The organism is Listeria ivanovii subsp. londoniensis, assembly GCF_000763495.1.
Taxonomy (GTDB): domain Bacteria; phylum Bacillota; class Bacilli; order Lactobacillales; family Listeriaceae; genus Listeria; species Listeria londoniensis.
This window is the reverse complement of sequence record NZ_CP009576.1, coordinates 1,389,253-1,414,582: the sequence shown is the minus strand read 5'-3', so window position 1 is coordinate 1,414,582 and position 25,330 is coordinate 1,389,253. Positions and strand designations below refer to the sequence as shown.

The window sequence follows — 25,330 nt, the reverse complement described above, 5'->3', positions numbered from 1 at the left end:
GATCCGGAAAAATGTCATTGATAGGTCTCGGTTTGGAGATTCTTACAGTGCGAGATTCATCTAATTCCCCCTTTGGCTCAACATCCGTATTATTCTTTTTTCTTAGACTTTCATCTTGTCCTTTTGTTTGATTGGACTCCGAAAAATCTTTTTCATCTTCATTATTAGGAAGTAATGGTTGTATCACTGTACCATCAAACAGAGCTTTCGTTTGTCCTACTCTTACAACTCGGCTAAAATTATAGCTTACTTCACTTGTATAAGTTGGTAAGTCCCATGTAACCTGTCCATTTATATACATTCCATTATTACTAATAAAACTTGGGGAAATTATTTTTTTATTTGGAGCTTTGATAGTGTTTGGAATAACCAATTTAGAGTTATATTCCACTGGTTCATTCACACATTTTTGACAAGTCAAATCTAGCCAGCTTATCTTCTTTAGTCTTTTTAATGGAGATAAATTTCTTAATTCATTTCTACTCAAGTCCAATAATTTTAGTTTGGATAAATGGGAGAGCCCTTCAATATTTTTTAATTTATTTTTACTAATAGATAAAGTCTCTAGATACTTCAAATGTGTAAGTGAATTGGCATCTCTGAGCTCGTTATCATCGGCCAATAAGCGAACTAATTGAGCAGTAGGAATATCACTTAAATTCTCTAGTTTATTTTTGTTTATACACAATAGGCTCAATTTAGCTAAATCCTTTAATGGACTAAGATCATTTATCAGATTGCGAGACAAATACAGTTCTTTTAAATTAGTAAAATATTGTAGTCCTTCAATAGATTCGATGTTGCAGCCATTACCATTAAATACTAGTACGCGATTTAGCTCCCATTGTGAAACTAAGTCGGTTACGCTCTTTTTCCCTAAACTTTTTTTCACCTTTTCTGCTAGACCAGAATCTGGAAAAATTTGATTAATGGGCAATGGCTTTGAAATACTTGCAGCCTGTACCTTTGTTCCAAAACCCATCATAATACATAAACCTACAATGAAAACTAGCATAGCTATAACTTCTTTCAACCAATTACTTTTTCTCAATACATTGCACTCCTTTTGCATAAATTAGCAACACTCAAAGACTTTTCGGACGGATAGGCCTTTCATATAACCATCTAAAAATAGCTTCAACATGTTCCAACTCTGTATTTTAGATTAAAAAAGAAACAATTTATATCACAAAAGTTAATAACCTCATTCACCTTCAATGAGACAATTGACTAAATATTAATGCTAACTTGCTTTCGACCTTTAATCTTGCAATATGCATAGCAGTTCACACCAAACATACCTTGTATTTTTATTGCAAAAAAGCTCTCACTATAAAGCAAGAGCAAAAATATATACGAATATACCTTTTCTAACTACTATGTACAATTTCGTTCATTGTAACGTAGTAATTGGCATACCTACTAAAATCTTCTAGTTTAATTAAATTAATCATTAACTACTTTGAGTTTACCCTAGACTCACCTTTATTGTCTCATTTCATTAATCCGCTCGCGTTAACCATTTAACGGAAATAATGTTTCCAAAGGATATGGTATCACATAAATAAAGACTTCTTAAGTTGCATAAACATGGCATTTCCTCTATTTGCATCACGAAATTCTTTTGCTTTATCTAATTCATTCTGTGGCCTTGCTTCTGTACTATCCTGTTTTCTTAAGCCTTTTTTAAGTGCTTCTGCTAGATTTGACTCTGGTAAAGCTTGGTTAATAGAGGTTCCTTTTTCATCAGCTGATGTCTCTAATTCCAATGGTTGAATTACTACACCACTAAATAGAACATGATCTTTTCCGATGTTTAAAATCTCCTTAAACTTATAACTTACTTCTGTTTTATACATCAGCAACTCCCATACAACAACAGTATTTACATATTCCCCATTATCGCTAATAAAATTTGGAGTAATTGGTTTTCCTATCATGTCTTTAATCGTATTTGGAATAACCAATTTAGGTTTGTATACAATAGGATTATTGACGCAGATTTGTTCCTCTGCCTCTACATATTCTAAATTCTCCAACCCTTCTAATGCCCATAAATCTCTTAATTGATTGTTACCCATATACAAATATCTTAATTTGGTCAAGTTAACTAATGGATCAATGTCCTTTAGCTTATTTTGCATTAAAGATAACAACTCTATTTGAGTCAAAGAAGTAAGCATGCTAATATCGCTTATCTGATTATAAGATAGGTATAACTGCTTTAAATTAGTAAGATATTGTATCCCTTTAATACATTTAATATTGCAATTATTCCCATTTAACCTTTGCACTCCATCTAATTCTCTTTGCGAAATAAGATCTGTAACACTTTGCTTTCCTAAGTGTCGTTTCACCGCATTTGCTAAACCATAATCCGGAAAAACTTCATTTATAGGCATCGGACATTGAATACTTGCCGCGTGTACCTTTGTTTCAGAACTAACATTGATACAAAAACCTACAATTAATACTAACATTGCTACTACTACATTTTTTAACCCAATTTTTTTCCTCAATGATTTACACTCCCTTAAATAAATTGGAACGGTCAAAAAGAATAGTTTTGGTCAGCTAAACACTTACGTATCTTTTTAACTTATTCCAACTATGCATTTTAATAAAAAAAAGAATTTATTTATATAACAATAGTTAACATTTAACTCATAACTATATTTTTTTATCGAAAAAAAGCTGTATTTGGGTAATAATTTCAATTTATTTACTGCAATTGCCTTTACAATAAGCAGCAGAGTAACCTTGATTACTCTTCACTTAAATTTTTTTACATTAGCTAAAAGTATATACGCTTGTTTCTTTACATACAACTGACTATTTTGTACAGGTTCGGCGATTGTAAATGTAATCCATTATTTTTCGCTCCATTTAAAATCTTTTCGTTTGATTAAATGGTTGATTGTGTTTCTGGCATTCGCACTGTTCATTTTATAAGACCAAATAGAGAGACACTCTAATTGTTTCATTTTTAAGAGTTCAGCAATGCTTTCATCTGTTAAATCATTATTATTTAAAGATACTTCTGATAAATGCGCTAAATTTTCTAAAGGATAAATATCACGTATTTGGTTATCAGATAGATGTAGGGTTCTTAAGTTGGACAAATATTGCATCCCTTCAATAGAGTAAATAGTTTTATTCTCTGCCTTGATTTGTTCCACTTTATTTAGTTCGCTTTGTGATATAACATCTGTCAATTCCTTCTTTCTTAAGGTGTTTTTTATTACTTTGGCCAAATTGTAATCTGGAAAAATTTTGTTAATGGGCATCGCTCTTTTTATTAAAGGCATCTCTGAGTATAGTTGATGCACTACCATACCATTAAATGTGGTCATTGTTTTCCCAACACTTATAAGTTGTCCGAACTTATAGCTTACTTCTTGCCTATAAGTAGGTAAATTCCATATAATATCACCATTTATATATATTCCATTATCACTAATAAAATGGGGGCGAACCATCTCACCATCTGGACCTTTGATGGCATTTACAATAACTATTTTTGGTTGGTAAGCTATTTTTTCAGTCCATTTTTGATAAGCTAGATCTACCATTGTTAGCTGCTTTAACCCTTTTAATGCATTTAAATCTCTTATTTCATTTATTCTTAAATCCAATACTCTTAGTTCTGTTAAATTTTTTAAAGGACTGATATCACTTATCTGATTACCTGATAAATCCAAGTTGTTTAATTTAGTACAATACTGTAATCCTTCAATAGATTGAATGTTGCGTTCATTAGCATTAAATATATCTATACGTTCTAATTCCATTTGAGAAATAACATTTGTCACACTTTTCTTTCCTAAAACTTTTTTCACTTCTTCTGCTAAATTAGGATCTGGAAAGATTTGATTAATTGGCAATGCCCCTGTAATACTCGTAGCCTGCACCTTGTTTTCCAAACTTGTGTTCACACCTACAATAATAATCGTTACTAGCGTGATTATTAATAGATTCTTTAACCATTTTGTTTTTCTCAATAAATTTTCCTCCTTTTATTACATTAAAAATAGCAAAAAAGGCTTCAATGGATTGTTTTTTTATCACTTAGCCACTTATACCTCTTTTTACTAGATTCCAACTGAGTATTTTAGCTAAAAAAAGGAACTTCTTATATAACAAAAGTTACTATTTTTTCCTATCCATCATTTTCTTCATTGAGAAAATAAAACATACATCTATTAATGCTAAATTGTAGCAGATACTTGGCGTGTTTTATGGCATAAAAAAGCCCCGCAAAACGAATGCGAGGACTCAATTTAAAAATGGAACCTTTTAATATAGTGGTTGTTTCACCATACCAGTAAATGTGGTACGTGTTTTACCAACGTTTATAAATTCCCCAAACTTATAGCTTACTTCTTTCTTATAGCGAGGTAAATTCCATATAATGTCACCGTATATATAAGCTCCGTTATCCGTAATACATTTCGGTGTAATCAAACTGTCATCTGGCTTTTTAACCGTAATTGGAATAACTAAGTCCGGTTCGAATGGTACGGAGTCTTCAACTATTTTTTGATAAATCACATCTAGACAAGTTATCTTATCCAATCCTCTTAGAGGTGTTAAATCTTTTATTTCATTCATTTTTAAATCTAATACTCTTAGTTCCGTTAAATCTCTCAAAGGACTAATATCCTTTATTTGGTTAGAAGACAAAAATAGTTCTTCTAATTTAGTCAAATATTGTAGCCCTTCTAGAGATTCAATATTAGCTTGAATACCATTGAATTTTCGTACTTTATCTAGCGTCTTTTGAGAAACACGATCTGTAATATTTTTTAACCCTAAATTTTGTTTCACAGCTTTGGCTAGATCCGGATCTGGAAAAATTTGATTAATAGGCATCGGATGTGAAATCTTTGCAGCCTGTACCTTAGTCCCAGAACCTGTATTAATACACAAACCTACCACTAATACTAACATTGCTACTACCACATTTTGTAACCACTTATTTTTTCTCACTGCACTTCACTCCTTAGAAATAAATTTAGAAATACAAAAAAACACTATGTCATCTACCTTTTCCATGTCTCTTTGTATACTCATATTTTAGCAAATAAAAGAAGGCGCTTACATAACAAATGTTAATTTTTTACTGCGATTAGTGATCTTTTTTAATAGTAAAAAATAACTCATTTTTAATTAGGTAAAAAAAGCCCCCGCTATGAAGCGAGAGCATAGAATAACTATATGTTCACTAACATTTATGCATAAGGTTGCTCATGGTAAACGTAGTAGTGTTCTGGAAAATTATTGTTCACACCAATTAAAATCTTTTAGTTTGGTTAAATTGTTCATTAAATTTCTAGCCATTGCCCCACTCACTTTATTATCTCTAATAGAAAGTGTGTTTAAGTTCGCTAAGTTGATAAGTCCACTAACGCTCTTATCCGTTAAAGCATTATTATCTAAGTATAATTCTTTTATTTGAGTTAATACTTCTAAAGAACGAATATCGCTTATTTGGTTATCAGCTAAATAAAGTTTATTTAAATTAGATAAATATTGCAGTCCTTCAATGGAAGTAACACCTCTATCCTCTGCGTGGACTTCTGTTATTTTGTCCAATTCATGTTGCGAAACAAGATCCGTAACATGCTTTTTCTTTAAAGCTCTTCTAAGGATTTCTGCTAGATTTGCATCTGGGAAAATTTGTTTAATAGGCTTTAACTCTTCAATAAATAGGTTCTTTCGTTCTAATGGTTGTATTACTCTTCCATGAAATTTGGCTCGTGTTTTTCCAACCCTTATTATCTCATCAAAGGTGTAACTTACTTCATTAACATAACTAGATAACACCCACTGAACATTCTCCTGGACATATTTACCATTATTCCTAATTTTTTTTGGTGCAATAGACTTACCTTCCAAACCTTTGATACTATTGGGGATCATTAAGTAAGGTTGATAGCATATGGGTTCATTTATGCAATCTTGATTAACTATCTCTACATACTCTAAATTACTCAATCCTTCTAAACCTGTTATATTGCTTATTTGATTTCCACTCAAACGTAACATTTTTAATTTTTTCAAGCTAGCTAGTGCTTGAATACTACTTAATTTATTATGCATTACATCTAAAGTTTCCAAATTAGTTAAATTAGCTAATGCACTAATATCTGTTAGTTGATTATTATTTAGAAATAAGCGTTTTAACGCACTCGAGCTTGAGAATTTAATTATATCACTTATGTCACTTAACTCATTGTCTGCCAAATTTAATACGACTAATTTTTTTAATTTTTTTAAAGGGCTAATATTAGTTATTTGATTCCCAGACAAATACAGCACTTCTAAATTAGTTAAATACTGTAACCCTTCAATTGATTGAATATTTTTATGCTCTGCATTGAATTGGGTTTTCGCTTCTAATTCTTTTGGCGTAATAACATCTGTTACACTTTTCTTTCCTAAGGCTATTTTCATCTCATTCGCTAGACTAGAATCTGGAAAAACCTTATCAATAGGCATCGGATGTGGAATACTTGCGGCATTTCCCTTCATTCCTAAACTTGTGTTCACACACGCCACAATAAATGTTAGTAAAAGTGCCCGTAATACTTTTTTTAACCATTCTTTTTTTCTCAACAGTTTACACTCCTCTTCCATAAATTAGAAACGTCAAAAAGAATTTTCATATAGATAGTTTTTCACATAACCATTAACTATATCTCTTTAACATCTTCCAATTTTTTATTGTATATAAAAAAAGGAATTATTTATATAACAAAAGTTAATTTTTTCATTGAAAGTAAAAAATTCTAAAAATAATTAGCCTAAATGACTCTAATGAGGCTGGGGCATAACTAAAGTTCGGCAATAAAATTGGAAAATAGAAAAGCAGAAATCATTGTATAGAGCCATTTTGAAAAATGGAATAGACATGATTTCTGCTTTTGCCTTTTAGAGACCTTTTTATCCTAGTCTCTAGTTATGATATTATGCGTAAATTTTTAGAATAGCCCTTATACTAAATATAACTACCTAAGTTTTGTACATAAGTATGGTATCTTTTATTATCTTTTCAACCTTAGATTGGCTGCTTTTGTCCAGCCAGCTCCTTTGATCCGATACCATTGTTGACCTCCAATAGTTGCTTTCCGATTCACAGTTAAATTCTTGTGACTAATTTTTTGAAGTTTGCCACGACTAATTGTTCCATCCGCAACCGGTAGACTGTAATACAAATTGTTTTTCTTTCTTGCGACCACGTAACAAGTTCCAGCTGCTTTTTTCTCCATACTAGGTTTATAGAAAACAGCTAAATTTTTAGCTGCTAACCAGCCAATCGTCTTTTTGCCTACTCTAACTTGATAATAAATGCCACTCCTTGTTTTTGCTTCTCGTAAAATCCGTAAGTTTTTACTGGTATAATGCGATAAAGGTCCTACCGCTTTGTAACCAGCAGTACGATATGGGGTGGACCATACCATAGGTGTTTTTACTTTCGCATAAGCGATGACGGCTTTATTGTAGAATACTTTATCGTAGCGCAAGGCAGACACGTTTGTTGCTTTCACCCAGCCAACTCCTTGCAGCCGCACCCACTTTTCTTTTCCAATCGTGACTTCTCGTTGTAAAATGAGTTTTTTCCCTTTGAATCTTGCAAGTGTTCCTCCATCAATAGCTGCGTCTGCGACAGGAAGTTTATAGACATGTTGGCCTTCTTTTCCCGGGACAATGTAGCGGGTACCTTTGACTTTTTTCTCCATACTTGGTTTATAGAAAACAGTCAAATTTTTAGCTTCTATCCAGCCAATCATCTTTTTACCTGCTCTAACTTGATAATAAACGCCACTTCTTGTTTTTGCTTCTCGTAAGATGCGTAAGTTTTTACCAGTATAGCGTGACAAAGATCCTATCGCCTTATTGCCAGCATTACGATATGGACTGGACCACACCATTACTGTTTTTACTCTCGCATAGGCAGTGATTGCTTTATTGTAGAATACTTTATTATAGCGCAAGGCAGACACGTTTGTTGCTTTCACCCAGCCAACTCCTTGCAGCCGCACCCACTTTTCTTTTCCAATCGTGACTTCTCGTTGTAGAGTGAGTTTTTTTCCTTTGAATCTTGCAAGTGTTCCTCCATCGATAGCTGCATCTACGACAGGAAGTTTATAAATATGTTGGCCTTCTTTTCCCGGGACAATGTAGCGGGTGCCTTTTGCTTTTTTCTCCATGCTTGGCTTATAGAAAACAGTCAAATTTTTAGCTTCTATCCAGCCAATCGTCTTTTTACCTGCTCTAACTTGATAATAAATACCACTCCTTGTTTTTGCTTCTCGTAAGATGCGTAAATTTTTACCAGTATAGCGAGATAAAGAACCTATCACTTTGTAGCCAGCAGTGCGATATGGGGTGGACCACACATGTTTACCTTTAGCTGTTTTTACTCTCGCATAGGCGGTGACGGCTTTATTGTAGAGTACTTTATCATAATGCTCAGTGGACAAGTTAGTTGCTTTTACCCAACCAATGCCTTGAAGTAGCGCCCATTTTTCTTTTCCAATCGTGACTTCTCGTTGTAAAATGAGTTTTTTTCCTTTGAATTTTGCAAGTGTTCCTTCATCGATAGCTGCATCTACGACAGGAAGTTTATAGACATGTTGACCTTCTTTTCCAGGAACAATGTAGCGAGCGCCTTTTGCTTTTTTCTCCATGCTTGGTTTGTAGAAAACAGCGATATCTTTGGCTTCTACCCAGCCAATCATTTTTTTACCTACTCTAATTTGGTAGTAACTGCCGCTTGTTGTTTTTGCTTCTTGTATGATGCGTAAATTTTTACCAGCGTAGGATGAAAGTGTTCCTAGCTGTTTGGCGCCTTTTGTTCTATCAGCATGGGACCAAACAGCGCTTTTTACTCCAGATTTAACACGACCATATGCTGTGATGGCATTATTGGTCTTTGTTGCATCCAGCTTGTTTAATGGTTGAACTACTGTACCTCTAAAATAACTTCCTGCTTGTCCAATTATTACATATTGTTCAAATTCATAACTTACTTCTTTTTTATACGTAGGTAAGTTCCAAGTGATGTTTGGCTTTTTATAATTGCCATTGTCACTGATAGTATCTGGTGCTATCAATCTACCGGACATATCTTTAATTGTATTAGGGATAGTTATTTTCTCTTGATAGTCTATAATAGAATTTGTAAATAATTGATTAGATAACTCTAACTCGTCAAGATTATTTAATCCTGCCAGTGGACTTATATCCATTATAGCATTGCGGTCTAGCTTTAATTCTTTCAGTTTTGTTAAACTACTTAACGCTTCAACATCTTGTATGCGGTTACCCTCTGCATGCAACTGTTTTAGCTTAGTTAAATTAGCTAATGGGCTTATATTTATTACTTTGTTATTATTAAAAATCACTCCAACTAAATTGGGTAATTCCGCTAGTACATCTATATTAGTTACCTGATTATCATTAAAAACTAAGTAAGTTAAATGGTTTAAATTTGCTAATACACTTATATCTTTTACTTGATTCCCATCAAAAGCTAAATAAACTAGAATATCCAAATTCTTTAATACACTTATATCTTTTACTTGATTTTGACTAAAAGCTAAAGTAGTTAATTTAACTAACTTCACTAATGGAGCTATATCATTTACTTTGTTTTCTCTAAACCCTAATTCTGTTAGATTGGTTAATTTTGCTAATGCAGCAATATTAGTTACTTGGTTTTCACTGAAATCTAATTCAGTTAAATTGGTTAATTTCGATAGTACATTTATATTAGTTAGTTGATTGTTATTCAAATTCAAATATTTTAATTTCCCTAAATTAGATAAGGCATCAATATCTGCAATTTGGTTTTTACTCAGATTTAGCGTATTTAAATTGGTCAAGCTAGCTAGTGCACTAATATCGTTTAGTTGATTTCCGTTCAAGTTTACTTCTTCTAACTTAGATAAATTTGCAAGCTTACTTATATTTTGGATAAGGTTGTTTTCCAAAGATATTTTTCTTAAGTTGGATAAATATTCAATCCCTTCGAGATATTCTATCCAGCTTTCATTTGCATAAAGCTCGTCTATGCTCGATAACTCTTGTTGAGAAACTACATCTGTAATTTTGTTTTTTGATAATATCTCTGCAATCGTTTCTGCTAGACAAGTATCTGGAAAAATTTGATTAATAGGTGTTGGTTGCGAAATACTTGCTGCTCGCACCTTTGTTCCAAAATCCATGCTTACACATGCAACAATCATTGTTAGCAATGTTGCAATTAATACATGTTTCAACGAATCTTTTTCCCTCAAGATTTTACACTCCTTTTATATAAATTGGAAACACCAAAAGCATTTTTGCATGAATGGTATTTTATTACCCACTAAATACATCATTGTTTAATGTATTCCGAGTATGTATTTTAGTTGAAAAAAAGTGCTACGTATACAACAAAAGTTAATATTTTGACTTTGAAAAACTTATTTATTGATACTTTTATTTGAAGCAATATAGAACTTAGTCTAAGGATTACATTATAAAGAAAACATAGTTGAAAACTTATCGTTAACCTTTTTCACAAAAGATACTAAACTCCTCGAAAATAATCTTCGAATCGTCTATTCATCACAAAGTATCAAATTTTTCACCGATTTGAAGATTTATTCTAGGACTTGTTTATACCATGTAGAAAATGCAGTATTTTTTTATTGTTAGCTTGAATATGTCTCTCTATCTATTTCTTTTTGGTAAACAGCCTCTGTACCAACTTTCTGGTGTCTTAGAATATAATGGCTGTTCTACTACACCGTTAAACAAGGTCTCCGTTTTCCCAACTTTTACATTTTGCCCAAATGTATAGTTTACTTCTTTTGTATATGCAGGTAAATTCCATACAACATGACCCTCTATATATTCTCCATCATCGCTAATAAAATATGGTGTAATCAATACTCCTTCTGTATTTCTAATATTATTCGGAATAATCACTTTTGATTGATATTCCGCTGGTTCGTTTACACATTTTTGACAAGCTAAAACTGCCCGCATTACCTCTTTCAACGCTCCTAAGGCACTTACATCTCTTAATTCATTGTATCTCAAATCCAATATTTTTAGCTTGGATAAATGTGCGAGTGCGTCAATGTTTCTTAGTTTATTTTTACGAATAGTTAATACCTCTAATTGTGTCAAATGAGCAAGTGAATCGGCATCTGTGAGTTCATTATCGTCTACATGTAACCGAGTTAACTTGGTACTTGGCAATCCATTTAGATTCTTCAATTTATTATCATTCGCACACAACAGATTTAAATTAGTTAAGTTTTTTAAAGGACTAAGATCGCTTACCTGATTATGAAACAGATACAACTCTTTCAAAAATGTAAAATATTGTAGTCCTTCAATGGATTTAATGTTAAGACCATTAGCATTAAACTCTTGTACTTCATCTAGCTCTCTTTGCGAAATTAAATCTTTTATGCTCGCCTTTTTAAAACTTCTTTTTACTTCATTTGCTAAAGCTCGATCTGGAAAAATTTTACTAATTGGCATTGGATGCGGAAGACTCGCAGCCTGCACCTTTGCTTCTAAGCTTGTGTTAACACATGTAGTAATAACCATAACTGACACTGCTATTAATAGATTCTTTAACCAAATTTTTTTCCTCAATGAATTACACTCCTCTATCGTAAATTAGAAACATTCAAAGAATTATCATATGAATAGTTTTTGATTATTTAATCCTTTCCATATCTCTTTAACATGCTCCAAATTTGAATTTTATCTAAAAAACGCTACAATTTATATAACAAATGTTATTATTTCGCCGAAAACTATATATATCATCTAGAAACTGCTATTGCTGTTCGGTATTATGTATCTTCTAAATGATGCTGACATTTAATGAAACCCGTTTAGAATCTTATTACTACGAATAAGAGAAAATAGCCCTCGCTATTGAGCGAGAGCGAAAGATATACACGATTTGTGCAGACAGCAAACATTTATGCAATTTCATTAGTCGCTTACATACAAATGCTACTTTCCACACCAATTAAAATCGTGTAGTTTAGTTAAATTGATCAATATATTCCTAGCAATTGCTCCACTGACTTTATTACCCCTAATAGAGAGAGACTCTAATTGTTTTATTTTTATAAGCGCATTGACACTCCTATCTGTTAAATCATTATTATCTAAATATAGTTCTGTTAAATGAGTTGATTCTTCTAATGAATTAATGTCACTAATGTGATTATCAGATAAAAAGAGTTTTCTTAAGTTAGATAAATATTGCAGTCCTTCGATCGAAGTAATGTCTCTATTATCAGCATGAAGTTCATATAGTTTATCTAATTCATTTTGTGAAACAACATCCGTTACAAGCTTTTTTCTTAAAGCTCTTTTAAGCACTTCTGCTAAATTGGAGTCCAAGAATATTTTGTTAATAGATGTTGGTTTATCAATAATAGGCATTTTTGAATAGAAAGGTTGTATTACTACACCATCGTATCTGGTGGTTGTTTCTCCAATCCTTACATTTTCACTAAATGTAAAAGTCACTTCTTTTGTATAAGTAGGCAATTGCCATATAACACAACCATCTCTATATATTCCATTATTACTTATATAATTTGGAGAGATTAATGCTCCATCTGGTCTTTTGACAGTCTTTGTAATGGACAATTCTGGTTGAAATTTCATTGGTTTATTAACATATTTTTGTAGTGCTAAATCTACATAAGTTAGCTTTTTTAAATTTCTTAATGCACTTAAATCTCTTATTTCATTCACACTCAAATCTAATTCTTTTAAGTTGGTTAAATGAGCAATTCCATCAATGTTCCTTATTTTATTTTCTCCGATAAACAATGACTCTAAGTTCCTTAACCGGAAAAGCGCATCAACGTCTGTGAGTTCGTTCTTACCTGCATACAGGCTGACTAATGCCATACTTGGAATTCCGTTTAAACTTTTCAAACCATTCCCGTTCACATCCAATACATCTAACTTAGTTAAATTCTTTAAAGGACTAAGATCATTTATCTGATTACGAGGTAAATATAGCTGTTTTAAATTAGTAAAATATTGTAAGCCCTCAAGAGAATTTATATTGCGATTATAAGCGAGTAACTTAGTCACACTCTCTAATTCTCTTTGAGAGACAAAATCTGACACACTTTGCTTCCCTAAACTTTTCTTCACTACTTCTGCTAGGTTTGGATCTGTAAAAACTTGGTTAATTGGCTTTGGACTTGTCAGATTTGCAGCATGTACCTTTGTCTCCAAACTTGTGTTGATACATATAACCATAATTACTGTTAAACATACTATTAACCAGTTTTTTAAACAATCTTTTTTTTTCAATAAATTACACTCCTTACAAAATTTATCTTATTTAACCCTCTTTTCTAGTAAGGTACTTAAAATATTAAAGTTCATCTACAACAAAGGTTAAAGAAACATTCGTCATATAATACAAGGGATTATTAGGACTAGTTCCTTACCAAAACAAAAAGCATGCTATTATAGCACGCTCTTTAAACCTACCTGAAATTTTCACATGCAAAATACTGCTTTTGTGCTGCTGAGCTTGTTCCATAGCTTCTGATGCAGTATAGTACTCACCACCTTCATTATACGAATAATTCTAGGATAATTGCCTCCTTTTTTTTACTTGATAAAGTTTTCCCTTCATATAAGGAGTTCGAGATTAAATCTAGAAGCAGTATTTGTACTTTTGCTGATGATTCTGTGTATATTCTTTTTTTACTTTCCATTCACTCGCCTCTCGTTTCCATATATGGCCAATTTTGCCCATTATATAATTTTATCAGGAAAGTGATTGTATAGCCAAAAATGTAATGAAATATCGGTTACTTGTCAAAAAAGACTAAAATGAAACCACTTTAGAATAATCATACACAAGTTGTGTAAAACTATGGTTTTATCTGCGAAAGAAGTATAAAAGGAGGGCACACTCATCTATTAAATCATTTTTATTTAATTTTAGTTATATTAAACGAGTTAATATTTCTAAATAAAATATCTAATTTAGATAGTTATCACATAAATAGAGATTTTTTAAGTTGAATAAACATAACATTTCCCCTATTTTCATCGTGAAATTCAATGGCTTTATCTAATTCATTCTGCGGGCCGACATTCATACCATTATTTTTCCTTAAGCTTTTTTTTAGTACTTCTACGAAACTAGATTCGGGTAACACTCGGTTTATATTACCTGTATTTTCAATAGCAGGGCTCTGTGGCTTTATCGGTTGTATTACTACACCACTAAATAAAACTTGCTCTTTTCCGATATTTTGAACTTCTTCAAAACTATAACTTACCTCGGTTATAAAATTAGGATTAGGCAAATCCCATGTTACATCCGTATTTATATAAGTTCCATTATCACTAATAAAGTTCGGAATAATTGGCTTGCCTATCATATCCTTGATAGTATTTGTAATAACCAAGTTTGGTTGATATTCAACTGGTTTATTGATGCATTTTTGTTCTGCGGCGTCTATATATTTTAGATTGCCCATCGCTTCAAGTGCCCATAAATCCCTCAGTGCATTGTTACCGACATACAAACCTTCTAATGTAGGTATATCCACAAGTATGTCAATATTTTCTAGCTTATTGTGTTCTAAAATCAACAACTCAAGTTGACGTAATGAAGTAAGAACTTTAACATCACTTATCTGATTATAAGACATAGATAGCTGTTTTAAATGACGAAAATATTGCACCCCCTCCATAGATGAAATATTACAACCATTTCCATTTAAAATTTGTACTTTGTCCAGTTCCCTTTGTGCAACAACATCTGTCACACTTTGCTTTCCTAAGTGTCGTTTCACTACATTCGCTAGATTATAGTCTGGAAAAATTTGATTAATAGGCATTGCATGTGGAATACTCATAGCTTGTACCTTTACTCCCAAACTTGTGTTTACCCACATAGCAATAGTAATGATTAAAAAGATTGTTAATCCCTTTTTTAAATAATTATTTCTTTTCAACTGTTTTACACTCCTCATAAATAAATTAGAGAGACTTAAATAATCTTCTGATCGGTAGTCCCTTTCCATATGGTACCAATTGAACTCCAAAAATATTTTCAACATGTTCCAACATTATATTTTAGCTAAAAAAAGAAGCTATTTATATAACAAAAGTTAATAGTACTGCTCATTTCTAAACAGAAAAATGATTAAATATTTATAAATGCCAACCAGCGTCCTTGCAATAATAACCCTATAAATAAGTAATTTTATGTTTGCTCTTTTCGTACGCTATTCTAGGTTACTTCCAGTAGTAAGCATTTTTTGGCATAAAAAAGGGTCCCACAAAAGCAAGACCAAACATTCTTATTCAACTATCTTTTTGATATTATATTTCTCACCGCAATAAATCCGTTAATTTATGCCTCTTTTTTCAAGACATAAAAGACTTTACTATCCCCATCAGCAGAATACCATTCTTTTTGAGCGTCGTGAGCTTTATACCCATTGTTTCTAAGTTACCTTGTTATCTGTATTTATATTTATGCTTTTTTGAAATCCAAAAAAACACCGCAAACATCGAATTATCAACGTTTACAGTGTTTTATTTTACGTCCTGAGAGGGATTCGAACCCCCGACCGACGGCTTAGAAGGCCGTTGCTCTATCCAGCTGAGCTATCAGGACAAATGGCACTGTTTTTTCAACAGCCAAATACCATTTTATGTTTAAATTGCTTGTTTGTCAATGGTTTTCTTTAAGTTATTGGATTTTTTCTTTTTGGGATGACTTTTGACCTAGTTATGTTTGGTTAATGGAAAAACTTGGGTTAACTCGGTTAGTTCATTATCTTCTCGGTCCATGAAACGAACTTTAATTCCTTCTGTTGTAGAATCAATCAATGCGTATGTTTTTATCCGGATGCGGCCTCTTGGTAATGAGATGCTGCCGGGGTTTAAGATAATGGTGTCATCTAGCATATCTACACCTAATTCATGAGAATGACCAAAGAACGCGAAATCAGCGTTTAATTCGCGTGCACGGTATCTTAAATTCATCAGTGTCATTTTAATATTATATAAGTGACCATGAGTGGTGAAAATTCGGTAACCATCTACTTTTCCTACCCAATCATTTGGAAAACCGCCGCCAAAGTCACAATTGCCGCGAACGGTATGGAAGCCCTGAATTGCTGGGTCGTCTGCTTCTAGTTCAGAATCACCACAATGAATCATTGCATCAACTGTGTTTTCGTATTTTTCTTTTAGATGAATTAAACAGTCACGTTCTGAGTGGCTGTCGCTAACTACTAATAATTTCATTTTATTTCCTCCCCCATGCTACTGCTTCTTATTCTCTCACTTTTTGGTGACTTTTTCTACTACTTCTGCTAAATCTTTTTCGAGCATTTTTATCGCATTCGCGCGGTGGCTGATTTGATTTTTCTTTTCTGCAGGTATTTCAGCCATTGTGCAACCAAATTCAGGTAAGAAAAATAATGGATCATAGCCAAATCCATTTGTTCCACATAATTCTTCTGCAATAACGCCTTCTACTTCGCCAGTATAAAAACTCGTTTTCTCAGAAGGTGTTGCTACTGCAAGCGTACAGTGAAAACGAGCAGTTCTTTTAGCTGGTTCAACGCCTTGTAAATTAGCGAGTAGTTTTTCGTTATTTTTAGCATCATCGTGAGCTACTCCAGCATAACGCGCGGAATAGACGCCAGGAGCTCCGTCAAGCGCATCTACTATTAAACCGGAATCATCAGCAATAACTGTTTGATTGAGCAAGCTAGCTACCGTTTCTGCCTTGAGAGCAGCATTCTCAGCAAAAGTAGTTCCAGTTTCTTCGATTTCACCGATTTCTGGAAAGTCAGCCAGTGTCGCCACCTCGATATTATATTTCGCAAAAATCTTTTCGAATTCTTTCGCTTTTCCTTTACTAGCTGTTGCAATAATAATTTTACTCATCTGATTACTCTCCTTTTATTCTTGCTGTGACATTTTCACCAAGTGTTTCTTTTTGGATCTCGATTAATTCGGCAATTCCTTTTTTCCCAAGGGTGATTAATTCAGCAAGCTCGGTTTCTGAGAATGTGGCTTCTTCTCCTGTTCCTTGAAGTTCCACAAAAGCGCCACTTCCAGTCATGATAATGTTCATGTCTACTTGTGCAGCACTGTCTTCTACATAATTTAAATCAAGTACCGTTCCACCTTCTTCTAATACACCCACACTTGTTGCTGCTAGGAAGTCTTTCACAGGGAATTTCGTAAATGGAACTTCTGTATCTAATTTAGCAATTGCCAATACCATTGCGATAAAAGCGCCTGTAATAGAAGCTGTTCGTGTACCCCCATCTGCTTGGATTACATCACAATCAAGCCAAATTGTTCTTTCACCAAGTGCATCTAAATCAACGACAGCACGCAATGCACGACCGATTAAGCGTTGAATTTCCATGGTTCTCCCAGTTACTTTACCTTTGGATGATTCACGAATATTACGCGTATTGGTTGCTCGTGGTAACATCGCATATTCCGCAGAAATCCAGCCGCGACCTTCTCCACGCATGAACGGTGGTACTTTAGTTTCTACACTCGCGGAGCAAATTACTTTTGTGTTTCCTGATGCAATTAAAACCGAACCTTCTGGGTGCATTAAATAATCCGGTGTTACTTCGATTTTTCGTAATGCATTACTTTCTCTTCCATCAACTCTCATTTGGCGCACCTCTTATTTTCCTAATTTTATATGTTCTACAGTCATTTCTGGCATATTTAACCAATCTTTAGCAATATCTTGAAAAATTTGTGTAGAGCCTGTGGTGAAAAAACGGTGCTGAATTTCTTTATCTGAAGCATCTAATAAATTATGATAATCAAGTAGCGCACTCACTTCACTTGCGGTTTCTTCGCCTGAATTAATAACCGCAACATCATCCCCCATAAAATTTTCGATAATTGGTTTTAAAAGTGGATAATGGGTACAACCTAAGATCACTGTATCAATCTTGGTACTTTTTAGTGGTAAAAGTGATTCGGCTACTACTTTTTTGGCAATGGCGCTTTTGTATTCACCTGATTCTACAACTGATACAAATTTTGGACAAGCCAGAGAATCAACTTCAACACGGCGGTTTAAACCTTTGAGTGCTCTTGGATAAGCCATACTTTCGACAGTCCCAATGGTTCCGAGTACGCCGATTTTATTATTTCTAGTTGCTTTTAATGCTGCTCGCGAACCTGGTTGAATAACACCAATCACAGGGATATCGAATTTTGCTCTAATATCATATAAAGCTGCTGCTGTCGCGGTATTACATGCGATGACAAGCATTTTGATGCCACGATCAACTAGAAAATTCGTCATTTCCCAGGTAAACTGGCGTACTTCTTCTTTATCACGTGGTCCATATGGGCAACGGGCGGTATCACCTAAGTAATATATTTGTTCGTGGGGTAGCTGCTTTAATACTTCTCGCACCACTGTCAAACCGCCAACTCCCGAATCAATAAATCCAATAGCTTGTTTCACAGTCTCGCCTCAATTTCTCTATTAATTTCCAATTTTTTTATCTATACCTTCCATTTTCTTATTTTTTCTGCTTTTTCGCAAGTCTTTTTTATGAAAAAAGGGTTTTTATAGAAATTTCTCTGTTGTGCTTTCCATTTTAGGGTGATTTTGGTTATAATGGTTTATGAAAGTGAGGTATTCGAAATGACAGAAAATGAACAGAATGGACACGAAGAACATGTACTCGTTCCAAGCTTTGGTTTAGATTTACTACGAAATTATTTAATCCCTGAAATACTTGGAGATGAAGCACCTCACATTATGTACTGGGCTGGCAAAGATTTAGCACGTAAATTCCCGCTTGATTCATTTGAAGCGATTATTGATTTCTTTGAAAAAGCTTCTTGGGGTAAACTTAGTATGTTAAAAGAAAAGAAAGATGAATTTCGGTTACTTTTGGAAGGAGAAATGGTTGATTCGCGCTTTTTTTCTCAAGAAAATCCTACTTTTAAATTAGAAGCTGGTTTTATTGCCGAACAACTACAATCACAAAAAGAGCTTTATACAGAAAGTTATGATGAAATTGATAAACGCAAAAAACAAGTAACTATTATTGTCAAATGGGATCGTAAAGAAACAATTGATAACGAAGAACGCTACTAAAAAAACTTGAGGTAACTGAAAAACTTCTTTCTGTAAGGAGTTCATCGGCTACTTCAAGTTCTTTTTTATTTATCTAAGTCAAATTGATCGTGTAATACTTGAGCTGCTTCTACCATTTTTCTTGCGGGAACTACGGTGGAAACTTTAATTTCTGAGGTACTAATCATTTTGATTGGAATATTATTTTCGGTAAGTGCTTCAAACATCTGTGCTGCAACGCCAGGATTGCTTACCATTCCGGAGCCAACTATGGAGACTTTTGCTAGCTCTTGCTCTGATTCTAATTTTTCAATTTGCAAAAGTTCTTTACTTTCTTCTAAAACAGCTAGCGTTTGTAGTAATGCACTTGTTTTAATAGTGAATGATAGATTACCGTGGCCTAAACCGGTGATTCCTTGAATGATAATGTCGACATCAATATTATTTTCTGCTAATTTTGTAAAAACTTTAGAAACACGCATTGCTTCTTTTTGTTTCCAGTGAATCGTTACGCGTGTAATTTGGTCTTCAAAAGCGATACCACGAACTACTTTGGTATTTTCCATTGTTAAATCCTCCTCTATCATCGTTCCGGAAACTTGTTCATGACTTGCTCTTACTTCGAGTGGAATCCGGAAATTTTTGGCATATTCAACCGAGCGTGGATGTAGAACTCCGGCGCCAAGGTTAGCTAATTCTAGCATTTCATCATAAGTAATTTGTTCGAGTTTTTTGGCTTTTTTTACGTAACGAGGGTCTGTTGTGAAAACACCAACCACATCGGTACAAATAGCGCATTTTTCTGCTTTTAGGGCAGATGCAATGGCTACAGCTGTCGTATCAGAACCACCGCGACCGAGCGTTGTAATTTCATCATCTGTTGTTAATCCTTGGAAGCCAGCAACAACAACGATTTTCCCAGTATCAAGTGCGGATTCAATTCGAGCGCTATCGATATCAGTAATTCGCGCATTACTATGTACTGCCTCAGTTTCAATTCCAGCTTGCCATCCTGTGTAAGAAATAGCATCATGACCTTTTTCTTTTAGTGTCATTGCAAGTAGTGAAATGGTGATTTGTTCTCCAGTTGACAGTAACATATCCATTTCACGCTTATCTGGTAGTTCGCTTATTTCTTCAGCCATTGCGACTAATTTATCGGTTGATTTTCCCATCGCAGAAACGACAACAATGACTTTATTCCCTTGTTTTTTCTCATAAATGGCTTGATCAGCTGTTTTTCCGATTTTATCCACGGTGCTGACAGAAGTTCCGCCAAATTTTAATACCACTAGTCCCACAATCGTTCCCCCTGCCTTAATTATCTTTTTGCATCAATATTCTTATTTTAGCGCATTTGTGGGGTGAAGGGAAGAGGGAATGGATTTAGTTTGAACTATAAAAAAATAGCCAATAACACTTTAGCATTATTGGCTGAGTTTAGTAAGTGATTGGATTTTTATTAATGACTTTTAACCCCGAATGTTCATTTATTCTATTTTCTTATAAAGATATCAACAAAGCTCAAAATTATTTTTGTTCTGTGTTATTTGCTTTTTCATTGAAAGCGGTAATATGTTTGTGGACTTCTTCTGCTACATTTAGTGGTACGCCTGCTTCTTTGATTTCTGAAATGGAAGCTTCTTTTAATTTTTTCATCGAGCCAAAATGTTTGAGTAGTTTTTTCTTTCTGCCTGGACCAACACCAGGGATACCATCAAGGATTGACTGGAAGCCTGTTTTGCTGCGTAATTGGCGGTGGAAAGTGATGGCAAAACGATGGACTTCATCTTGCATTCGTTGTAGTAAATAGAATTCTTGGCTATTTCGTTCTAGTGGAATTATTTCTAGCGGGTCACCAAATAATAACTGGCTAGTCCGATGCTTGTCGTCTTTGGCAAGTCCGGCTACTGGAATATCTAGGCCAAGTTCGTTCGTTAAGACGTCTTTGGCGCTATCAATCTGCCCTTTTCCGCCATCAATTAAAATTAAATCGGGCATTGGCAATCCTTCTTTTAGTACACGCCAGTAACGACGACGGATTACTTCGCGCATCGTTGCGTAGTCATCTGGACCTTCGACTGTTTTAATTTTATATTTGCGGTAATCGTTTTTGCTTGGTTTACCGTCGAGGAATGTAACCATTGCTGAAACTGGGTCTGTTCCGTGAATATTAGAGTTATCGAAGGCTTCGACGCGAGATGGTGTCGGAATTCCCATCGCCTCTCCAAGTCGTTCTACAGCACCAACTGTTCGCTCTTCGTTTCGCTCGAGTAACATGAATTTTTCGTTTAGCGCTATTTTGGCATTTTTATATGCTAATTTCACTAAATCTTTTTTGTTGCCGCGTTGTGGTACGATGATTTTTGTGTCTGGAACGACAGCTTGGACGGCCTCACTATCCACGTCATCTGGCAGGTAAATTTCTTTTGGTGGGATATGGTTTGTTTTTTGGTAGAATTGACCAATAAAAGTAAGAAAATCTTCATCGGCATCATTATAAAAAGGAAATTGTGAAACGTCGCGCTCGATTAATTTCCCTTGGCGAATGAAGAAAACTTGGACGCACATCCAGCCTTTATCAATTGCGTAGCCGAAAACATCTCGGTCTAGAAAATCGTTCATTGTCATTTTTTGTTTTTCCATGGTTGTTTCAATTGCATTTATTTGGTCGCGAAATTCTCCCGCTTTTTCGAATTCCATATTTTCTGCTGCGAGTTGCATTTTTTTCATTAAATCATTTTTTACAGTTTTATAGCCACCATTGAGGAAAGCGACTATCTCGTCTTGCATTTCTTTATATTTGCTTGCTTCGACATCGAATACGCACGGAGCGAGACATTGGCCTAAGTGGTAATATAAGCAGACTTGGTTTGGTAGTGTGCTGCATTTTCTTAGTGGGTATAAGCGGTCTAAAATGCGTTTCACTTCATTTGCAGCGTATACGTTCGGGTACGGTCCGAAATACTTGCCTTTGTCTTTTTTGACTTGGCGAGTAATAATTAACCGCGGATGTCTTTCATTAGTGATTTTTATAAATGGGTAGGTTTTGTCATCTTTTAGGCGAATGTTAAAGCGTGGATCATGCTTTTTAATTAAGTTAATTTCAAGCAATAATGCTTCTACATTGGAAGATGTTACGATATATTCAAAGTCAACAATTTCTTGGACTAAGCGTTGCGTTTTACTATCATGTGTTCCTGAAAAATAAGAACGAACACGATTTTTTAAAATTTTTGCTTTACCGACATAAATAATCGTTCCTTGTCTATCTTTCATCAAGTAACAACCTGGTTGGTCTGGTAATAGCGCTAATTTGTTTTGGATATGTTCAGAAGACATTTTATCAACTCCAGTTACGCATTTAAAAAGAAGCTCCGACTTTGTTAGTCTGGAGCTTCTTTTATTTTAGCATAATTTTAAACGTATTTGTTGATGACTTCATCCAGTTCTTCTTTTGGACGGTAACCGATAATTGTATCAACTACCACTCCATCTTTTTTAATAAGAAGGGTTGGAATGCTCAGTACACCAAAGCTTCCCGGTGTTTCTGGATTTTCATCTACGTCCATTTTGACGATTTTAAGTGTATCACCGCGTTCTTCTTGTATTTCTTCTAAAACTGGAGCCACCATGCGGCAAGGACCACACCATGTTGCCCAGAAATCTGTTAATACTAAACCTTCACTAGTTTCTTGTTCAAATGTTGCATCTGTAATTTCTTTTACCATGATTATTCACTCCTTATGACTTTTGTAACCACAGTATAGCATTTACACCTATTTCGAGCTATGTTTTTGCTCAGTAGTTTACTTAAACTCTACAATAGTTACACCATTGCCACCCTCTGCTGCTGCACCAAAACGAATAGATTTCACCATACGATGATTTTTCAAGTATTCGGTAACCCCAGTTCGAAGGGCACCTGTTCCTTTACCATGAATAATTGCGACTTGTGGATAACCAGCCATTAATGCTTCATCGAGATATTTATCTACTTTTTGGAGTGCGTCTTCGTAACGTTCACCGCGCAAATCTAGTTCACTTTTTGCTGGGGAATCGCTGCTATGGACAGATGTGATAATGCGTTGTTTTTTCGGTTTTTCGGGTTGAATGTACTCTAAATCGGTTGTTTTGATTTTCATTTTGATAATGCCGATTTGCACATTCCATTCTGTGTCGTTTATTTTGTTTAATAGCGTTCCTTTTTGTCCAAGTGAGAGCACGCGCACATTATCGCCATTTTTAAAAACGTGTGGCTTTTGTTTCGGTGCTTGGGGAATCGTTTTGTTGATTGTTTTTGGTTTTGCTTTACCTAGTCTGGTTTTTGCGTCGATTAGTTCATGCTCTTTTATTCCAGCTGCTCCGTTTAATTGCATCGTGCGGAGTTCGTGGATAATTTCTTCTGCCTCTGCTTCAGCTTTTTCAACAATTGTGGCTGCTTTGTTACTCGCTTGTTCGATTAATTTATCTTTTTGTTGGTAGTAGTTGCTAATTTCTTTTTGTAAGTCTTTAAGTAAAGCTTCAGCCCCGCGAGCTAGTTCCCGTGCTTCTTCGTATTCTGATTCAGCAAGATTTCGTTTTTCTTCTAAACTAGAAATCATATCATTTAAGTCGGCGCTTTCTGTATCAACTAAGCTTCTTGCTTCGGTTATGATTGTCTCACTTAAACCTAACCGACGAGAAATATCAAAGGCATTGCTTCGTCCTGGTACGCCAATCAGTAATTTATAAGTTGGGCTTAGGGTTTCAACATTGAACTCTACTGAAGCATTGGTCGCATGAGCACGATTATAACCATATGCTTTTAGTTCTGGGTAATGAGTCGTCGCAACAACACTTGCTCCTTTTGCATGGCTCGCGTCTAAAATCGAAATCGCAAGGGCCGCTCCTTCTTGTGGATCTGTTCCAGCGCCAAGTTCATCATACAAAATAAGTGATTTGTGATTTACTTTTGCTAAAATGGAAACGATATTGGTCATATGAGAGGAGAAAGTACTCAAGCTTTGTTCGATGGATTGTTCGTCACCAATATCAGCAAAGACATGTTCAAATACGGCAATAGTTGAATCCTCTTGGGCAGGGATTTGTAAACCAGATTGCGCCATCAACGTGAGCAACCCTAATGTCTTCAGTGTAATGGTTTTTCCGCCTGTATTTGGTCCAGTAATAACGATAGTCGTGAAATCTTCCCCTAAATAAATATCATTGGCAACCACTTTGTCTCTTTCTAGTAGTGGGTGTCTTGCCCCTAAAAGTCGAACAACTCCATCATCGCTTAAATGCGGTGTTACAGCTTTCATCGCCTTACCAAAACGTGCTTTGGCAAGAATAAAATCGAACCGTCCAAGAATAAAGGTATTATGGTGAATTTCCTTAATCCAACCAGCTAATGAGGCAGAAATTTCAGCAAGGATACGTTCGATTTCTTGGTTTTCTTTTGCTTGTAGTGCTTTACGCTCATTATTTAAGTCTACTACGCTTTGTGGTTCGATAAAGAGAGTTTGACCAGAAGCGGATTGATCGTGAACAATCCCGCCGTAATGACCTTTATATTCTTGCTTCACGGGAATAACATAGCGATCATTTCGAATCGTAATAACGGCGTCACTTAACATTTTTGAAGCGTTACGATCGCGCAAATATGATTCTAATTTTTCACGTACTCGGTCTTCGGTACGGCGTAAAGTCCGGCGAATCGAACTTAGTGCTTCACTTGCCGTATCGAGTACTTTCCCGCTTTCATCTATCGAAATGGTGATATCTTCTTCCACATCTTTTAATACTAAAAGTTCCTCAGAAAGTGCGCCGAGGAGTGGAAGTTCCACACCTACTTCAAGTAAATCCGCCATAAAGTTTTTCATTTGACGACTTACGCGAAGGTTGCTACCGATTTGGTAGATTTCTAAACCATTTAAATCCCCACCGATTTCAAGTCGTTTCAAATGGGCATTTACATCGGTCAAACCAGTAATTGGCGCGCTGCCTCGCAAACGAATAATTTTCGCTCCTTCTTCGGTTTCAAGTTGTGCTTTTTGAACTACTTGAAAGTCCGTATCTGGAGTTAACGCTAAAATAGCTTGTTCTCCAAGTGAAGAAGAAGCAAATTCGGTCAGTTGTTTTTTTATTTTATCAAATTCTAAAATTGCTTCTACTTTTTTATCCATT

Annotated in this window: 15 protein-coding genes, 1 tRNA gene and 4 pseudogenes; 1 reads left to right on the top strand and 19 read right to left on the bottom strand. The window is 34.6% G+C overall.

Annotated features, from left to right (window positions below):
- Positions 1 to 172: 172 nt before the first annotated feature.
- The 15 genes and pseudogenes from JL53_RS15840 to racE all read right to left on the bottom strand — a co-directional run.
- Positions 173 to 1,072 (bottom strand): annotated as a pseudogene (locus JL53_RS15840) (Ig-like domain-containing protein); the annotation flags it as partial.
- 691 nt (positions 1,073 to 1,763) lie between these two features.
- A pseudogene (locus JL53_RS06930) lies at positions 1,764 to 2,519 on the bottom strand (Ig-like domain-containing protein); the annotation flags it as partial.
- A gap of 351 nt (positions 2,520 to 2,870) precedes the next feature.
- Positions 2,871 to 4,001: an internalin N-terminal domain-containing protein gene (locus tag JL53_RS15660; RefSeq protein ID WP_052010579.1), complete on the bottom strand. Its 1,131-nt coding sequence runs from the start codon at positions 3,999 to 4,001 to the stop codon at positions 2,871 to 2,873.
- Between the two features lie 295 nt (positions 4,002 to 4,296).
- Positions 4,297 to 4,989, bottom strand: a complete 693-nt coding sequence (locus tag JL53_RS06920) for an Ig-like domain-containing protein (protein ID WP_038407182.1) — start codon at positions 4,987 to 4,989, stop codon at positions 4,297 to 4,299.
- 288 nt (positions 4,990 to 5,277) lie between these two features.
- A complete protein-coding gene (locus tag JL53_RS06915; protein ID WP_052010578.1) occupies positions 5,278 to 6,618 on the bottom strand; it encodes a leucine-rich repeat domain-containing protein in 1,341 nt (446 codons plus the stop codon).
- A gap of 428 nt (positions 6,619 to 7,046) precedes the next feature.
- The gene (locus tag JL53_RS15160) at positions 7,047 to 10,304 is read right to left on the bottom strand and encodes a leucine-rich repeat protein (RefSeq protein WP_052010575.1); all 3,258 of its coding nucleotides are present in this window, start codon (positions 10,302 to 10,304) and stop codon (positions 7,047 to 7,049) included.
- A 418-nt stretch (positions 10,305 to 10,722) separates the two neighbouring features.
- Complete coding sequence (locus JL53_RS06900) at positions 10,723 to 11,661, bottom strand: leucine-rich repeat domain-containing protein (protein WP_038407181.1); 939 nt, start codon at positions 11,659 to 11,661, stop codon at positions 10,723 to 10,725.
- Positions 11,662 to 12,030: 369 nt separating this feature from the next.
- Positions 12,031 to 12,405, bottom strand: a pseudogene (locus JL53_RS15835) (leucine-rich repeat domain-containing protein); the annotation flags it as partial.
- A 75-nt stretch (positions 12,406 to 12,480) separates the two neighbouring features.
- A pseudogene (locus JL53_RS15330) lies at positions 12,481 to 13,359 on the bottom strand (leucine-rich repeat domain-containing protein); the annotation flags it as partial.
- A 698-nt stretch (positions 13,360 to 14,057) separates the two neighbouring features.
- On the bottom strand, positions 14,058 to 15,026 hold the full coding sequence (locus JL53_RS06890; RefSeq protein ID WP_052010573.1) for an internalin N-terminal domain-containing protein: 969 nt from the start codon (positions 15,024 to 15,026) through the stop codon (positions 14,058 to 14,060).
- Positions 15,027 to 15,620: 594 nt separating this feature from the next.
- Positions 15,621 to 15,694 (bottom strand) — tRNA-Arg (locus JL53_RS06885).
- Positions 15,695 to 15,804: 110 nt separating this feature from the next.
- Complete coding sequence (locus JL53_RS06880; RefSeq protein WP_038407180.1) at positions 15,805 to 16,329, bottom strand: metallophosphoesterase; 525 nt, start codon at positions 16,327 to 16,329, stop codon at positions 15,805 to 15,807.
- Positions 16,330 to 16,365: 36 nt separating this feature from the next.
- Positions 16,366 to 16,977 carry an XTP/dITP diphosphatase gene (locus JL53_RS06875; RefSeq protein WP_038407179.1) on the bottom strand — a complete coding sequence of 204 codons (612 nt, stop codon included), beginning with the start codon at positions 16,975 to 16,977 and terminating at the stop codon, positions 16,366 to 16,368.
- Positions 16,978 to 16,981: 4 nt separating this feature from the next.
- A complete protein-coding gene (rph, locus tag JL53_RS06870) occupies positions 16,982 to 17,728 on the bottom strand; it encodes a ribonuclease PH (RefSeq protein ID WP_038407178.1) in 747 nt (248 codons plus the stop codon).
- Positions 17,729 to 17,740: 12 nt separating this feature from the next.
- Positions 17,741 to 18,541, bottom strand: coding sequence for a glutamate racemase (gene racE / locus JL53_RS06865; protein ID WP_038407177.1), 801 nt, complete (start codon positions 18,539 to 18,541; stop codon positions 17,741 to 17,743).
- A gap of 147 nt (positions 18,542 to 18,688) precedes the next feature.
- On the opposite strand from racE, the gene JL53_RS06860 reads away from it, so the two are divergent.
- Complete coding sequence (locus tag JL53_RS06860) at positions 18,689 to 19,183, top strand: YslB family protein (protein WP_074673797.1); 495 nt, start codon at positions 18,689 to 18,691, stop codon at positions 19,181 to 19,183.
- Between the two features lie 65 nt (positions 19,184 to 19,248).
- On the opposite strand, the gene JL53_RS06855 is transcribed toward JL53_RS06860, so the two are convergent.
- From JL53_RS06855 to JL53_RS06840, 4 genes are all read right to left on the bottom strand, one after another.
- The gene (locus JL53_RS06855) at positions 19,249 to 20,463 is read right to left on the bottom strand and encodes an aspartate kinase (RefSeq protein WP_003719456.1); all 1,215 of its coding nucleotides are present in this window, start codon (positions 20,461 to 20,463) and stop codon (positions 19,249 to 19,251) included.
- A gap of 229 nt (positions 20,464 to 20,692) precedes the next feature.
- A complete protein-coding gene (gene uvrC / locus JL53_RS06850; RefSeq protein WP_038407175.1) occupies positions 20,693 to 22,504 on the bottom strand; it encodes an excinuclease ABC subunit UvrC in 1,812 nt (603 codons plus the stop codon).
- 77 nt (positions 22,505 to 22,581) lie between these two features.
- The gene (gene trxA / locus JL53_RS06845; protein ID WP_003719453.1) at positions 22,582 to 22,893 is read right to left on the bottom strand and encodes a thioredoxin; all 312 of its coding nucleotides are present in this window, start codon (positions 22,891 to 22,893) and stop codon (positions 22,582 to 22,584) included.
- Between the two features lie 78 nt (positions 22,894 to 22,971).
- Complete coding sequence (locus JL53_RS06840; RefSeq protein WP_038407174.1) at positions 22,972 to 25,329, bottom strand: endonuclease MutS2; 2,358 nt, start codon at positions 25,327 to 25,329, stop codon at positions 22,972 to 22,974.
- Position 25,330 lies beyond the last annotated feature (1 nt).